The sequence below is a fragment of the Sphingomonas kyeonggiensis genome, assembly GCF_014196745.1.
Classification (GTDB): domain Bacteria; phylum Pseudomonadota; class Alphaproteobacteria; order Sphingomonadales; family Sphingomonadaceae; genus Sphingomonas; species Sphingomonas kyeonggiensis.
In genome coordinates this window covers 1,317,227-1,330,941 of the sequence record NZ_JACIEH010000001.1, presented here as the reverse complement: position 1 = coordinate 1,330,941, position 13,715 = coordinate 1,317,227, and the positions used below count along the sequence as shown (strand labels likewise).

Here is a 13,715-nt window from a genome sequence, read left to right as displayed (position 1 = left end):
TAATGGAGACGAAAATGACCTCCCCCATCACCACCACCCGCCAGGGCGACGTCCTGGTCATCACCTCGGACAATCCGCCGGTGAACGCGCTCGGCGCGGCGGTCCGCCAGGGCATCCAGGCCGGCATCCAGGAAGCCAAGGGAGACGACAGCATCAAGGCGGTCGTCATCACCTGCGCGGGCAAGACCTTCTTCGCCGGCGCCGACATCACCGAGTTCGGCAAGCCGATGCAGGAGCCCTCGCTCCCCGTGCTGGTCGATGAGATCGAGGCGCTCGACAAGCCGGTGATCGCCGCCGTCCACGGCACCGCGCTCGGCGGCGGCTGCGAAGTCGCCCTCGCCTCGCATTATCGCATCGCCGTCCCCTCGGCGAAGTTCGGCCTGCCCGAGGTCAAGCTCGGCATCCTGCCCGGCGCCGGCGGCACCCAGCGCATGCCGCGCGTCGCGGGCGTCGAAGTCGCGCTCGAAATGGCGACCAAGGGCGATCCGATCTCGGCCGATCAGGCCAAGGCCGCCGGCCTGGTCGATCGCCTCGCGACCGAGGGCAATCTCGTCGCCGATGCCGTCGCCTTCGCGCAGGAAGTGATCGGCAAGCCGGTTTCACGCTCCTCCGAGCGTCCGGTCACCGTCGACCCTGCGGTGTTCGAATCCTTCCGCGCCAAGAACGCCAAACGCTTCCGCGGCATGGACGCGCCGAACACGATCCTCGACCTGATCGAGCAGACCGCCGGCAAGCCCTATGCCGAGGGCGTCCAGGCCGAGCGCATGGGCTTCATGAAGCTGATCATGGGCACCCAGTCCGCCGCGCTTCGCCACATCTTCTTCGCCGAGCGCAAGGCCGCGAAGATCGACGGCATCGCCGAGGACATCGCGCTGCGTGACATCAAGCGCGTCGGCGTGATCGGCGCCGGCACGATGGGCGGCGGTATCTCGATGAACTTCCTGTCGGCCGGCGTGCCGGTGACCATCGTCGAGATGGCGCAGGAAGCGCTCGATCGCGGCACCGGCGTCATCCGCAAGAATTACGAGGCGACAGCAGCCAAGGGCCGCATGACCGCCGAACAGGTCGAAGGCGCGATGGGCCTGCTCACCCCGACGCTCGATTTCGGCGCGCTCGCCGAGTGCGACCTGATCATCGAGGCCGTCTATGAGAACATGGACGTCAAGAAGGAGATCTTCGGCAAGCTCGATAAAGTAGCCAAGCCGGGCGCCATCCTCGCCTCGAACACCAGCTACCTGAACATCGACGAGATCGCCGCGGCCACCTCGCGTCCGCAGGACGTGCTCGGCCTGCACTTCTTCTCGCCGGCCAACGTGATGAAGCTGCTCGAGATCGTCCGCGGCGCCAAGACCGCCGACGATGTGCTCGCAACCGCCATGGCCGTGTCGAAGAAGATCAAGAAGGTCGCCGTCATCGCCGGCGTCTGCTACGGTTTCATCGGCAATCGCATGCTGATGCCGCGCCAGGTCGAGGCCAACAAGATGCTGCTCGAAGGCGCCACGCCCGAGCAGATCGACAAGGTCCACGTCGCTTTCGGCATGCCGATGGGCCCGTTCCAGATGGCCGATCTCGCCGGTGTCGACATCGGCTGGCACCGCGACCCGAACCGGATCGAGAATATCCGCGACGCGCTCGCCGCCGAGGGCCGCTGGGGCCAGAAGAAGAGCGCCGGCTTCTACGATTATGACGAGAAACGCACCCCCTCGAACAGCCCGCGCGTCGCCGAGCTGATCGCCGAGTGGCGCGAGAAGCTGGGCGTGCCGCAGCACGAGATCACCGAGGAAGAGATCGTCGTCCGCACGCTCTACACGATGGTCAACGAAGGCGCGCTGATCCTCGCCGAGAAGATGGCCCAGCGCGCGTCGGACATCGATGTCGTCTGGGTGTACGGCTATGGCTGGCCCCCGTACCGCGGCGGCCCGATGTTCTGGGCCGACACCGAAGGTCTCAAGAAGATCGTCGAGGGCCTCGAGAAGTACGGCTTCGAAGTCGCTCCCCTGCTCCGCGAGAAGGCGGAAAAGGGCGAGAAGTTCAACAAGTAACCCAATCTCCCTCTCCCGCTTGCGGGAGAGGGCCGGGGTGAGGGTGCGAGAGAGCGGCAAGCGAACCGCCTGAGGCACCCATTCACCCTCACCCAACCCTCTCCCGCAAGCGGGAGAGGGCTTGAAGGAAAAGAAAATGGCAGAGGATCTGGAAACCTTCCGCGCCGAAACCCGCGCCTGGCTGGAGGAAAACTGCCCGGCCGAGATGCGCACCCCGCCCAAATCGGAAAAGGAAACCACCTGGGGCGGCCGCAACCCGGAATATGCGCATCCGGACCAGAAGGTCTGGCTCGATCGCATGGCCGCGCGCGGCTGGACCGTGCCCGATTGGCCCAGCGCCTATGGCGGCGGCGGCCTTTCCCCCGCGGAGACCAAGATTCTCCGCGAGGAGCTGAAGCGCATCAAGGCGCGCAACCCGCTCAACAGCTTCGGCATCTCGATGCTCGGCCCGGCGCTGCTCAAATACGGCACCGAGGAACAGAAGCTCGAGCATCTCCCGAAGATTGCACGCGGCGAAATCCGCTGGTGCCAGGGCTATTCGGAGCCCAATGCCGGCTCGGATCTGGCGGGACTGCAAACTTCCGCGGATGATGCGGGCGATCACTTCGTCGTCAACGGCCAGAAAGTGTGGACCAGCTATGCCGACAAGGCCGACTGGATCTTCTGCCTCGTCCGTACCGACAAGACCGTCAAGCAGGCCGGCATCAGCTTCCTGCTGTTCGACATGGCCTCGCCCGGCGTCTCGACCAAGCCGATCCTGCTGATCTCGGGCAACTCGCCCTTCTGCGAGACCTTCTTCGACAATGTGAAGGTACCCAAGGCCAACCTGCTCGGCACGCTCAACAAGGGCTGGGATGTCGCCAAGTACCTGCTCGGCCATGAGCGCGAGATGATCTCGGGCTTCGGCCTCGGCGGTGCGGGCAAGGACCCATTGGTCGAGGCTGCCCGTACCGGCATGGATCCGATCCTGCGCGCCCAGATCGCGCTGTTCCAGGTCCGCTCCAAGGCGTTCGCCGCGATGTCCGAGAAGTTCATCGACGAATTGAAGGCCGGCCAGGCGCACCCCGCCCAGCCCTCGATGATGAAATATTACGGCACCGAGCTGAACAAGACCCGCCACGAGCTCCAGATGGCCGCCGGCGGCAGCGACGCGCTCGAATGGGACAGCGAAGCCTCGCACCAGGGCGCTGCCGCCCGGTCGTGGCTCCGCACCAAGGCCAACTCGATCGAGGGCGGCACCAGCGAGATCCAGCTCAACATCATCGCCAAGCGGATCCTGGATCTGCCGAGCTGACCAAATTCCCTCTCCCTTTGGGAGAGGGAGGGAGCCGACGAAGTCGGCGGAAGGGTGAGGGTCGAAACAGGTCGAAACGCCTGTGGAGGCCGCCCTCACCCAACCCTCTCCCAAAGGGAGAGGGCTTAAGGAAGAGAAGAAATGCCCCTCTATCTCAACGACGACCAGACCATGCTCCGCGACACCGCGAAGGACTTCGTCGCCACGGAAGCCCCCGTCGCGCACATGCGCGCGCTCCGCGACGCCAACGACGCCACCGGCTTCTCTCGCCCGCTGTGGAAGCAGTTCGCCGAAATGGGCTTCACCGGCATCCTGATCCCGGAAGCGGACGGCGGCCTCGGCCTCGGCCATGTCGAGGCGGGCGTGGTGCTCGAGGAGATCGGCCGCAACCTCTCGCCCTCCCCCTTCCTCGCCACCGCCGTCGCTGCGGTCGAGGCGCTCAAAGGCACCAGCCATGCCGCCCGCTGGTATCCCGGCATCCTCGCCGGCGAGACCGTCGCGGCGCTCGCGATCGACGAGACGTCGAAGTTCACAGGCCAGGTTTCGCTCGCCGCCGAGCGCGCGGGCAACGGCTTCCGCCTGTCGGGCGCCAAGCGTTTCGTCGCCCACGCCCATGTCGCCGACCTGATGATCGTCGCCGCGCGAACTTCCGCGGCAGGAGCGTCCAGTTCGGGACTGACCCTCTTCGTCGTCGATCCGAAAACCCCCGGAATCGAAGTTGTTACCGAGCGTCTGACCGATTCCACACTGGCTTCACATGTTACCTTTGCCGACGTCGGGGTCGATTCCGATACGGTCCTCGGCGAGGTCGATCAGGGGGACGGCCCCCTTGCCCGCCTGCTCGCCGCGGGCCGCACCGGCGCCTCGGCCGAGCTGGTCGGCGTCGGCGGCGGCGCGATGGACATGACCGTCAATTACCTCAAGGATCGCAAGCAGTTCGGTGTCGCGATCGGCAGTTTCCAGGCCCTCCAGCACCGCGCCGCGCACCTCTATAGCGAGATGGAAGTCGCCCGCGCCGCCGTCCTCAAGGCGCAGCAGTTGCTCGACGCCGGCCAGGACGCGGCGGAAGCCGTGGCGGTCGCCAAGGCGATGACCGGCCTTGCCACCACGCTGGCCGTGCAGGAGGGTGTCCAGATGCACGGGGGCATCGGCATGACCGACGAGTTCGACATCGGCTTCTTCATGAAGCGCGCGCGCGTGCTGGCGGAGATGTTCGGCGACACCAATTTCCACGCCAACGCCCTGGCGGAGGCATCCGGCTACTGATGGACACCACCCCGCCCGAACGCGCCACCGAACCCCACGCCCTGGTCGATCAGCTCACCCAGCTCCTCGACGTCGAGCGCATCGATACCGACCTGTACCGCGGCCCCCGCCAGCCCGGTGGCGTCGGCCGCGTGTTCGGGGGCCAGGTCGTGGCGCAGGCGCTCCAGGCCGCCCAACGCTCGGTCGAGGACGACAAGACCGCCCATTCGCTCCACGCCTATTTCATGCGCCCCGGCGACGAGAACCACCCGATCATCTACCGGGTGGTCCGCGATTTCGACGGGCGCAGCTTCGCCAATCGCCGGGTCATCGCGATGCAGGGCGGCCAGCCGATCCTCAACATGACCGCGAGCTTCCAGGCCCCGGCCGAGGGCCTGCACCACCAGTTCGACATGCCCGACGTGCCCGATCCGGACAGCCTGGTCTCCGAGCGCGACCTGCGCGAGGCGATCCGCGACGAGGTGCCCGAGAAGTTCCGTCGCTTCTTCCTGCGCGCCCGCCCGATCGAGATCCGCCCGGTCAACCCGCGCAACTGGTTCAAGCCCGTCGCGCAGGAGCCGGTCCAGCACAGCTGGTTCCGCGTCGTCGCGCCCTTGCCCGACGATCCCGCGCTCCACCGCGCGATGCTCACCTATGCCACCGACATGACCCTGCTCGGCACCTGCATGCTGCCGCACGGGGTCAGCTGGATGACCGGCGGGGTGCAGACCGCCAGCCTCGACCATGCCGTGTGGCTGCACGAGCCGTTCCGCTTCGACGAGTGGCTGCTCTACACCACCGACAGCCCCTGGGCCGGCCATTCGCGCGGCTTCAACCGCGGCCGCATCTATGCGCGCGACGGCCGCCTGGTCGCCAGCGTCGCCCAGGAGGGGCTGGTCCGCGTCAAGGACTAGCGCTTGCGGATCACATAGCTGGCGGGGAGATACAGGAACACGTTGGTCTCCTCCGCCCGCGCCCATTCGACCGGCCGGTCGAGCCCGCTCACGTCCACGCCGCTGCCCCCGGCGAACTTGCCCGCGGCCATTGCCGCGTCGGCCGCGATCAGCTCGATGATCTGGCCGCGATACTGGTCGGGATTTACCACGCTCAGGGTGAGTCCCTCGTGATTTCGCACCACCGAGCGCCCAGCCGTGGGCACCGCCTTGATGAAGGCATCCATCCGATCCCGCGCCAGCTTGAGGGTCATCCCCGGGGCCAGCTTGAGCTTCACCAGGAAATAGGTCTGGTCGGTATCCGGCCGCCCGTCGCCATTGAACGGCAGCGCCTCGTAATTGGCCAGCGTCAGGGGCTCGAGGACATAATCTCCCGTCGCCAGCTCGAACCCGCCTTTGGCGGCTGCCGCGATCATGTTGCGGATCGTCGCTTTCAGGTCGTTTCGGCGGGTGGTCATGTCGCGCGTGTCACCGGAGACGCGCACGGTGATCACCGCATAATCGGCCATGCGTTTCAGCGCGACCACCGGACGCGAGGTCGCGACGATGCCGCCATAATAGCCCGCATCCCCGCCGCGCCGCTGTGTGCTCACCAGCACTTCCTGCGCCAGCGCCGGCACCGCGGTGCCGAGCAGCGCACCGGCGACGATCAGGGCCTTCAGCACGATCTTCATCCCGTTTCCCCCGATCAGTTGCGCGGCCGGACCGTCGAGGCCGACGGCAGGAACAGCTGCACCTCGGTCAGCCCCGCGCGTTTCCATTGCACCGGCCGGTCGAGCCCGGTGACCTCGACGCCATAGCCGGTGCCGAAGCGCGCGCTGGTCGCCGCCGTATCCTTGGCAACCAGGTCGATGATCGCCCCGCGATATTGCTCGGGGTTCACCACGCTGAGCGACAGCTCGCTATAGGGCTTCATCTCGGCACGCCCGACCGCGGGCACCGACTTGATGAACTTGTCGATCTTCGCCAGCGCCGCCTTGGCATCGATCCCGGGCGCCAACGGCACCTTGACCAGGAACTTCACCAGTTCGCCGTTGAAGTCGTCATCATCGTCGTCGAACAGGAGCTCCTTGTAGTTGCCCGCGGTCAGCGGCTCGACCAGCAGCTCTCCGGTCGCCAGCAGCGTGCCCGCGCCGGCGGACAGATCGATCGCCTTGCGGGTCATCGCCAGCACCTCGGCGCGGGCGTCGTCCTCATCGGTCGTGTCGCTGACGATCACCACCTGCTGCACGGCGAAGTCCGCGGTGCGGCGCAGCGTCTGTACCGCCGCCGGCGTGGTCACCAGCTCGAGGACCTTCTTGTCGTCGTCATCGGATGCCAGTTTTCGGAAAGCCGTGACGACGATCTCCTCGCCCCCGTCCTGGGCCAGTGCCGGTGTCGCCACGGCGACCAGCACCCCTGCCAGGACCAAGCCACGCCAAATGCCCCGCATGCAGTTCCCCCTCTCCTGCCTTGCACCGAAGCTGACCCGCATGGCGAACCAAGTCAATCGGCCGATCGGTCCGTTCCCGGAACGCCGCCGGATGCACGGGCGTTGGGAAATCAGGCATTGTGGCGGAGAGTTTCCGAATGTTGTTCATCATGCTGCTGGCGATGCCGGCGCCGCAGGAACAGACACCACAGAACCTCTCGGTCGTCACCGCCGACACCGTCGATCCGGTGGAGATCGCGACGAAGCTGGACGTCACCTCCTTCGCCAACTCGCTGGGCCCGCGGCGCAAGGAGGGCCTGCATACCTTTGCCGACTATGGCTTCACCCAGGTCGCGCGCGACGGCAATGCGGCGGTGTTCGAGCTAGCGGACAAGAGCTGGACCTTCCGTGTCACCCTGCTCGATCGCAGCGACAAGACGATGAAGCTCTGCATCCTCGATCGCGCGCTGAACGGCGGGAGCTATTTCAGCGTCAAGCCGATTGAAGTCGCGCCCGGCAAGGACGGCCTGCTCCGCGCCACCGGCAATCCGGTCGCCGATCCCAATTGCGCCTGAGCCGCGAGTGGCTAGACCGTCCGCATGGAAAATTCAGCGCGCCGCTTCGCCTATGTCACGCTCGACGTGTTCACCGAGACCCGCTTCGGCGGCAACCCGCTGGCGGTGTTCACCGCTGCGGAGGGGATGAGCGACGCCGAGATGCAGGCGCTTGCCGCCGAGATGAACTATAGCGAGACCACCTTCGTCCTGCCGCCCAGCGATCCGGCCAACACCGCCCGTGTCCGCATCTTCCACCGCACCGCCGAGATGCCCTTTGCCGGCCATCCCAATGTCGGCACCGGCTTCGTCCTTGCCGGCCTGCGTCCGGAAGCCGGCGACACGCTGCGCTTCGAGGAGATCGCCGGGCTGGTCGAGATCCGCATCGAGCGCGACGAGACCGGCCAGGTGCTCGGCGCCGAGATCGACGCGCCCCAGCCGCTCCAACTGCTCGGCACGCTGCCGGTCCCCGGAATTACCGCCTGCCTCAGCCTCGATCCGGCGGACATCGTCACCACCACGCATGTTCCCACCCGCGCCAGCCTCGGCGTGGATTTCGTATTCGTCGAAGTGACGGAAGAAGCGCTCGGCTTCGCGCGGCCCGATATCGCCGCCTATCAGCGCCTCGCGGAGGCGGAGAACGACACGGCCACCCGCCTCTCGATCTTCTTCTATGCCCGCGAGGACAGTCGCATCCGCGCCCGCATGTTCTCGCCGCTCACCGGCACCTGGGAAGACCCCGCCACCGGCAGCGCCAACGCCACGCTCGGCGCGCTGCTTCTTTCACTGGGCAAGGGCGACCGTTTCGATGTCCGCCAGGGCGTGGAAATGGGCCGCCCAAGCACACTCACCGTCCGCGCCCGCCAAGCACCGGACGGCATCCGCGCGAGCGTCGCCGGCCGCTGCGTGCCGGTGTTCCGGGGCGAGGTGGAACTCTAGAAGGCAGGCTTGCCGAATTCCTGGCGGGTCACCGGATGGCTGGACGAAAGTCCGCCATCCACCACCCAGGCCTGGCCGTTGACGTAGCTCGCCGCATCGCTGGCGAGGAACAGCGCCACCCGCGCAATCTCTTCGGGCTGGCCGGCCCGACGCAACGGGTTGAGGCGGCCGAGCTTGTCCTCCTTCCCGGTCTCGCGGGCATAGGTGAAGGCGCGCTCGGTCATCCCCGTCTCGATCAGGCCCGGGCAGATCGCGTTCACCCGCACATTCGATCCGGCGAACTGCTGCGCCGCCGTCTGGACCAGGTTGATGACCCCTGCCTTGCTCGCCGAATAGGCCGGACCGCCTGCGCCCGAGCGCAGCCCCGCCACGCTGGCGGTGCAAATGATCGCACCCCCGCCACGCTCGACGATCTTCGGCCCCGCATGCTTGATCGCCAGCGCCGGGCCGATCAGGTTCACCCGCAGCACTTCGGTCCATAGTTCCACCGGCGTGTCGAAGATGCCCGTGGCACCGCCCGAGATGCCGGCATTGGCGTAGAAGATGTCGAGCCCGCCGAAGCGCTCGACCGCCGTGGCGACCAGCCGCTCGACATCGCCTTCGTCGCCCGCGTCCATCCGCACCGCGAGCATGTTCTCCCTGCCGGCGACGGTCTCTTCCACCGTTTCGCTCAGGTCCGCGGCGATCACCATTGCGCCCGCCTCGGCAAACGCCCGCGCCGTCGCCCGCCCGATCCCGGAGCCCGCACCCGTGACGATTGCTGTCTTGCCCGCGAACTGCATATTCCCTCCTCGTTATCCCGGCGAAAGCCGGGATCTCGTGCCGCATGCGCGGCGCCATCGCCTGGGACCCCTGCATTTCGCCGAGGTGACAGCCAGACCTAGATCGTCACCCCACCGTCGATCACCATCGCCTGTCCGGTCATGAAGGCGCTCGCTCGGCTGGCGAGATACACCACGGCACCGGCAATCTCCTCCGGCTCGCCGATCCGCCGCAGCGGGGTGGTCGCGTTGGTCGCCTTGGCGCGCTCGGGATCCTCCCACAGCGCCCGGGCGAAATCGGTCCTGATCAGCCCGGGCGCGATGCAGTTGACCCGCACATTGTCCGGCCCGAACTCCACCGCATAGTTGCGCGCCAGCTGCAGGTCCGCCGCCTTGGAGACATTGTACGCCCCGATCACCGGCGATCCGCGCAGCCCGCCGATCGACGAGATGATCACGATCGAACCCTCGCGCCGTTCGCGCATTTCGGGCGCCACCATCTGGATCAGCCAGTGGTTGGAGAGGATATTGTTGTCGAGGATCTTGCGGAACTGGTCGTCCGCGATCCCCTCGAGCGGCCCGTAATAGGGGTTCGAGGCCGCATTACAGACCAGCACGTCCACCCGCCCGAACACCCGCCGCGTCTCTTCGACCAGGTGCCGGAGCGCTTCCTTGTCCGAGATGCTCGCCGCCACCGCGAGCGCGGTGCCCTCGCCATGCCTGGCGTTGATCTCGGCGGCGACTTCTTCACAGGCATCCTGCTTGCGACTGGAGATCACCACCCTGGCGCCCGCATCCGCCAGCGCCTCGGCCGAAGCCTTGCCGATCCCCCGCGAGGAACCGGTGACGATCGCCACCGTGCCGGTCAGGTCGAATAGTCCGCTCATTCACCACCCTCTCAATAACCGTCATCCCGACGAAAGTCGGGATCTCGTGCGGCTCTTTTCCTGCGCCCTCTCCTGAGATCCCGGCTTTCGCCGGGATGACGGCCTTACCTAGGCCCCCGCCTCCCGCGCGAAATGCCATGCCTGCGCCACCAGCCCCGGCAGCCGCTCCACCGTCGCCGCGGCATTGGCGGACGATGCATTGCCGTCGAGCATCCGCTTCTTGATCCCCTGCACGATCCCCGCCAGCCGGAAGAGATTGTACGCGAAGTACCAGTTCAGATCGGGCACCCCGTCCCGCCCGGTCGCCGCGCAATAGCGCGCCACGACGTCCTCGATCGTCGGGATACCGGTCTCCGGCCCGGTCAGCCCCTTCACGCCCGATCGCCCCTCGGGCTCGGTCGCCCAGCTCATCAGGAAATAGGAGAAGTCCGCCAGCGGATCGCCGAGCGTCGACAGTTCCCAGTCGAGCACCGCCAGGATACGCGGCTCGGCGGGGGCGAAGATCATGTTGTCGATGCGGAAGTCGCCGTGCACGATGCTGGTCCGCATCTGCTCGGGCACCGTCCGCGGCAGCCACTCGATCAGCCGCTCCATCTCGGGCAGCGCATCGGTCTCGCTCATCCGGTACTGCTTGGTCCAGCGCTCGACCTGGCGGGCGAAGTAATTGCCCGGCTTGCCATAGCTGCCCAGCCCGACTGCCGCGTAATCCACCGCATGTAGCGCCGCGAGCGTGTCGACGATCGCATTGTAGTGCGCCGTCCGCTCCGCCGGGGTGAGATCGGGCAGCGATCCGTCCCAGAGCGTACGCCCCTTCACCATCTCCATGATGTAGAAGGGCGAGCCCAGCACCTCCGCATCCTCGCAAAGCCCATAAGGCCGGGCGACCGGGAAGCCCGTCGGGTGCAATGCCGCGATCAACGCATATTCGCGCTCCACCGCATGTGCCGAAGGCAGGATCGGCCCGAACGGCTTGCGCCGCAGCACATAGGAGCCGCTCCCCGCATCGATCCGATAGGTCGGGTTGCTCTGCCCGCCCGGGAACTTGGCCACCGTAATCGGGCCGGCAAAGCCCGCCACATTCACCGCCAGCCAGTCCGCCAGCTTCGCTTCGTCCAGGTCGCTCATGCGAATTCGATCACAGAGCGCACGCTGTCGCCCTTGCGCAGCTTGTCGAGTGCATCGTTCACCTCCTCCAGCCTGATCCGCTCGGCGACCATCGTGTCGAGGTCGAGCAGCCCGTCGAGATACATCTGCACCAGCCGCGGCATGTCGATCGGGAAGCGCGTGCTGCCCAGCAGCGAGCCCTGGATCTTCTTGCCGGTCAGGAAGGTCGGCCCGGGCAGGCTGACATTGCCGCCCGGCGCAATCATTCCCAGGATCGTCGCGGTGCCGCCGCGGCGCAGGACGTTCCAGGCCAGCTCGGCGGTGTTCGGCCGGCCGACCGCCTCGATCGCATAATGGACGCCGCCTCCGGTGAGCTTGAGCACGTCCTTGGCCAGCCCCTCCGCCATCGCATCCAGCGCATGGGTGGCGCCGAGCTTTAGCGCCAGTTCGCGCTTCTCGGGCACCGGATCGATCGCCAGGATCGTTCCCGCCCCGGCGATCTTGGCCGCATTGATCGCGGCCAGCCCGATCCCGCCCGCACCGATCACCGCGACGCTCTCGCCCGGCCGCACCCGGCTGTCGTTGAAGATCGCCCCGGCGCCGGTGATCACCGCGCAGCCGAGCAAGGCCGCCCGGTCCAGCGGCATCTCCTTCGAGATCGCCACACAGGCATTCTCGTGGACCAGCATCTGCTCGGCAAAGGCAGAGAGGTTGAGGAACGGCGCCAGTGCGGTGCCATCCTCCAGCGAAAGCCGCGGCTCGGCACCCGCAGGGCGCCGCGTCGAGGGATCGATGCAGAGCGACGGCCGCCCGGTAACGCACATCTCGCAGCTGCCGCAGAAGACCGTGAAGAAGGTGATGACATGATCGCCCACCTTCAGATGCGCGACATCGGATCCCACCGCCTCGATCACCCCGGCCGCCTCGTGCCCCGGCACCGTCGGCACCGGATGCGGGAAGGCGCCATCGACGAAATGCAGGTCGGACCGGCAAACCCCCACCGCCGCGGTGCGGATCAGCACCTCGCGCGGGCCGGGCTTCGATACGCGAACCTCGGTGATCTCGAGCGGCTTGCCCGCTTCGTAGAGAACGGCTGCTTTCATTCTACTCCCCTAAACCGTCATCCCCGCGAAAGCCGGGATCTCGTGCGGCTCTTTTCCCGCGCCTTCGCCTGAGACCCCGGCTTTCGCCGGGGTGACGATTTTGTTAGCGGCTCACTCCAATATCCCCGCTCGAAGCCCGGTCCGCCTTGAAGTCGGCGTATTTCCCGAACTCGTTCCGCGCGATCGCCCGGGCATGGACCTCGTCCGGACCGTCGGCGAGCCGCAGCGTGCGGATCCCGGCCCAGTCGTGGGCGAGGTGGAAATCCCCCGACACGCCCGCGCCACCATGTGCCTGGATCGCATCGTCGATGATCTGCAGTGCCATCTGCGGCGCCTGCACCTTGATCATCGCGATCTCGAGCTGGGCGGCCTTGTTGCCCGCCTTGTCCATCATGTCCGCCGCCTTGAGGCAGAGCAGCCGCGTCATCTCGATGTCGATGCGCGCGCGGGCAATGCGCTGCTCCCACACCGAATGGTCCGACAGCCGCTTGCCGAACGCCACGCGGCTGACGAGCCGCTTGGACATCGCCTCGATCGCTTCCTCGGCCACCCCGATCGTCCGCATGCAGTGATGGATGCGCCCCGGCCCGAGCCGGCCCTGTGCGATCTCGAAGCCGCGGCCCTCGCCGAGCAGCATGTTGTCGACTGGCACGCGAACATTCTCGAGAACCACTTCGCCGTGGCCATGCGGCGCGTGATCATACCCGAAAACCGAAAGCATCCGTTCGATCTTCACGCCGGGCGCGTCCATCGGCACCAGGATCATGCTCTGCTGGGCATGCTTGGCGGCGCCCGTATCGGTCTTGCCCATCACGATCGAGACGGCGCAGCGCGGATCGCCCACGCCCGACGACCACCACTTCCGCCCGTTGATGACGTAATGATCACCGTCGCGCACCATGCTGGTCTGGATATTGGTCGCATCGGACGACGCCACCGCCGGCTCGGTCATCAGGAAGGCCGATCGGATCTCGCCCTGCATCAGCGGCTTGAGCCACTGGTCCTTCTGCGCCCGCGTGCCATAGCGGTGGAGCACTTCCATGTTGCCGGTATCCGGCGCCGAGCAGTTGAAGCACTCCGACGCCCAGCCGAGCCGCCCCATCTCCTCGGCGCACAGCGCATATTCCAGGTTGGTCAGCTGCGTGCCCTGGAATTCGAAGCTGTCGTCGACATGGGCCTGGCCGGAGTGCGGCGGCATGAAGAAGTTCCACAGGCCGGCCGCCTTGGCCTCGGCCTTCACCTCCTCGATCACCGGCAGCACCTTCCAGCGATCGCCCTCTTTCTGCTGGGCGTGATAGTCGCCGTCGCGGGGCCGGATTCGCGTGTCGATGAATGCCTTCACCCGGTCGCGAAAATAGGTCTCGCGCTCGCTCAGCGTGAAATCCATGGCAGATCCTCTCCGTGTCTCTTCACGGATCGGCG

Annotated in this window: 13 protein-coding genes; 6 read left to right on the top strand and 7 right to left on the bottom strand. The window is 66.9% G+C overall.

The window, feature by feature from the left end; translation table 11 throughout:
* Positions 1–14: 14 nt before the first annotated feature.
* The 4 genes from GGR46_RS06340 (at position 15) to GGR46_RS06325 (ending at position 5,495) form a co-directional block, all read left to right on the top strand.
* The gene (locus GGR46_RS06340; RefSeq protein WP_183995598.1) at positions 15–2,042 is read left to right on the top strand and encodes a 3-hydroxyacyl-CoA dehydrogenase NAD-binding domain-containing protein; all 2,028 of its coding nucleotides are present in this window, start codon (positions 15–17) and stop codon (positions 2,040–2,042) included.
* 136 nt (positions 2,043–2,178) lie between these two features.
* A complete protein-coding gene (locus tag GGR46_RS06335; protein WP_183995596.1) occupies positions 2,179–3,336 on the top strand; it encodes an acyl-CoA dehydrogenase family protein in 1,158 nt (385 codons plus the stop codon).
* 141 nt (positions 3,337–3,477) lie between these two features.
* Positions 3,478–4,602, top strand: coding sequence for an acyl-CoA dehydrogenase family protein (locus GGR46_RS06330; RefSeq protein WP_183995594.1), 1,125 nt, complete (start codon positions 3,478–3,480; stop codon positions 4,600–4,602).
* The gene (locus tag GGR46_RS06325) at positions 4,602–5,495 is read left to right on the top strand and encodes an acyl-CoA thioesterase (RefSeq protein ID WP_183995592.1); all 894 of its coding nucleotides are present in this window, start codon (positions 4,602–4,604) and stop codon (positions 5,493–5,495) included. Before GGR46_RS06330 ends, GGR46_RS06325 begins: the two co-directional genes overlap by 1 nt.
* On the opposite strand, the gene GGR46_RS06320 is transcribed toward GGR46_RS06325, so the two are convergent.
* A complete protein-coding gene (locus GGR46_RS06320) occupies positions 5,492–6,208 on the bottom strand; it encodes a TonB-dependent receptor (RefSeq protein ID WP_183995590.1) in 717 nt (238 codons plus the stop codon). The two genes, GGR46_RS06325 and GGR46_RS06320, sit on opposite strands and share 4 nt — an antisense overlap.
* Positions 6,209–6,222: 14 nt before the next feature.
* Positions 6,223–6,966: a TonB-dependent receptor gene (locus GGR46_RS06315; RefSeq protein ID WP_183995588.1), complete on the bottom strand. Its 744-nt coding sequence runs from the start codon at positions 6,964–6,966 to the stop codon at positions 6,223–6,225.
* Positions 6,967–7,103: 137 nt separating this feature from the next.
* Here GGR46_RS06315 and GGR46_RS06310 point away from each other — a divergent pair, with 137 nt between their 5' ends.
* Both GGR46_RS06310 and GGR46_RS06305 read left to right on the top strand, forming a co-directional pair.
* Positions 7,104–7,520, top strand: coding sequence for a hypothetical protein (locus GGR46_RS06310; RefSeq protein ID WP_183995586.1), 417 nt, complete (start codon positions 7,104–7,106; stop codon positions 7,518–7,520).
* 24 nt (positions 7,521–7,544) lie between these two features.
* The gene (locus tag GGR46_RS06305; RefSeq protein WP_183995584.1) at positions 7,545–8,438 is read left to right on the top strand and encodes a PhzF family phenazine biosynthesis protein; all 894 of its coding nucleotides are present in this window, start codon (positions 7,545–7,547) and stop codon (positions 8,436–8,438) included.
* On the opposite strand, the gene GGR46_RS06300 is transcribed toward GGR46_RS06305, so the two are convergent.
* The 5 genes from GGR46_RS06300 to GGR46_RS06280 all read right to left on the bottom strand — a co-directional run bounded on the left by GGR46_RS06300 (position 8,435) and on the right by GGR46_RS06280 (position 13,680).
* The gene (locus GGR46_RS06300) at positions 8,435–9,220 is read right to left on the bottom strand and encodes an SDR family NAD(P)-dependent oxidoreductase (protein ID WP_183995582.1); all 786 of its coding nucleotides are present in this window, start codon (positions 9,218–9,220) and stop codon (positions 8,435–8,437) included. The genes GGR46_RS06305 and GGR46_RS06300 overlap by 4 nt on opposite strands.
* Positions 9,221–9,318: 98 nt before the next feature.
* On the bottom strand, positions 9,319–10,086 hold the full coding sequence (locus GGR46_RS06295) for an SDR family oxidoreductase (RefSeq protein ID WP_183995580.1): 768 nt from the start codon (positions 10,084–10,086) through the stop codon (positions 9,319–9,321).
* Between the two features lie 108 nt (positions 10,087–10,194).
* On the bottom strand, positions 10,195–11,211 hold the full coding sequence (locus GGR46_RS06290) for a phosphotransferase family protein (RefSeq protein WP_183995578.1): 1,017 nt from the start codon (positions 11,209–11,211) through the stop codon (positions 10,195–10,197).
* The gene (locus tag GGR46_RS06285; protein WP_183995576.1) at positions 11,208–12,293 is read right to left on the bottom strand and encodes a Zn-dependent alcohol dehydrogenase; all 1,086 of its coding nucleotides are present in this window, start codon (positions 12,291–12,293) and stop codon (positions 11,208–11,210) included. The genes GGR46_RS06290 and GGR46_RS06285 overlap by 4 nt, the downstream gene beginning before the upstream one ends.
* A 103-nt stretch (positions 12,294–12,396) precedes the next feature.
* Complete coding sequence (locus GGR46_RS06280; RefSeq protein WP_183995574.1) at positions 12,397–13,680, bottom strand: acyl-CoA dehydrogenase family protein; 1,284 nt, start codon at positions 13,678–13,680, stop codon at positions 12,397–12,399.
* Positions 13,681–13,715: the final 35 nt, after the last annotated feature.

What these genes read in the sequence shown, in the direction of transcription:
- GGR46_RS06305 (WP_183995584.1), top strand. Translation starts at nt 7,545, where the DNA reads ATGGAAAATTCAGCGCGCCGCTTCGCCTATGTCACGCTCGACGTGTTC.
- GGR46_RS06290 (WP_183995578.1), bottom strand. Translation starts at nt 11,211, where the DNA reads ATGAGCGACCTGGACGAAGCGAAGCTGGCGGACTGGCTGGCGGTGAAT.
- GGR46_RS06315 (WP_183995588.1), bottom strand. Translation starts at nt 6,966, where the DNA reads ATGCGGGGCATTTGGCGTGGCTTGGTCCTGGCAGGGGTGCTGGTCGCC.
- GGR46_RS06340 (WP_183995598.1), top strand. Translation starts at nt 15, where the DNA reads ATGACCTCCCCCATCACCACCACCCGCCAGGGCGACGTCCTGGTCATC.
- GGR46_RS06300 (WP_183995582.1), bottom strand. Translation starts at nt 9,220, where the DNA reads ATGCAGTTCGCGGGCAAGACAGCAATCGTCACGGGTGCGGGCTCCGGG.
- GGR46_RS06285 (WP_183995576.1), bottom strand. Translation starts at nt 12,293, where the DNA reads ATGAAAGCAGCCGTTCTCTACGAAGCGGGCAAGCCGCTCGAGATCACC.
- GGR46_RS06310 (WP_183995586.1), top strand. Translation starts at nt 7,104, where the DNA reads ATGTTGTTCATCATGCTGCTGGCGATGCCGGCGCCGCAGGAACAGACA.
- GGR46_RS06335 (WP_183995596.1), top strand. Translation starts at nt 2,179, where the DNA reads ATGGCAGAGGATCTGGAAACCTTCCGCGCCGAAACCCGCGCCTGGCTG.
- GGR46_RS06295 (WP_183995580.1), bottom strand. Translation starts at nt 10,086, where the DNA reads ATGAGCGGACTATTCGACCTGACCGGCACGGTGGCGATCGTCACCGGT.
- GGR46_RS06280 (WP_183995574.1), bottom strand. Translation starts at nt 13,680, where the DNA reads ATGGATTTCACGCTGAGCGAGCGCGAGACCTATTTTCGCGACCGGGTG.
- GGR46_RS06325 (WP_183995592.1), top strand. Translation starts at nt 4,602, where the DNA reads ATGGACACCACCCCGCCCGAACGCGCCACCGAACCCCACGCCCTGGTC.
- GGR46_RS06320 (WP_183995590.1), bottom strand. Translation starts at nt 6,208, where the DNA reads ATGAAGATCGTGCTGAAGGCCCTGATCGTCGCCGGTGCGCTGCTCGGC.
- GGR46_RS06330 (WP_183995594.1), top strand. Translation starts at nt 3,478, where the DNA reads ATGCCCCTCTATCTCAACGACGACCAGACCATGCTCCGCGACACCGCG.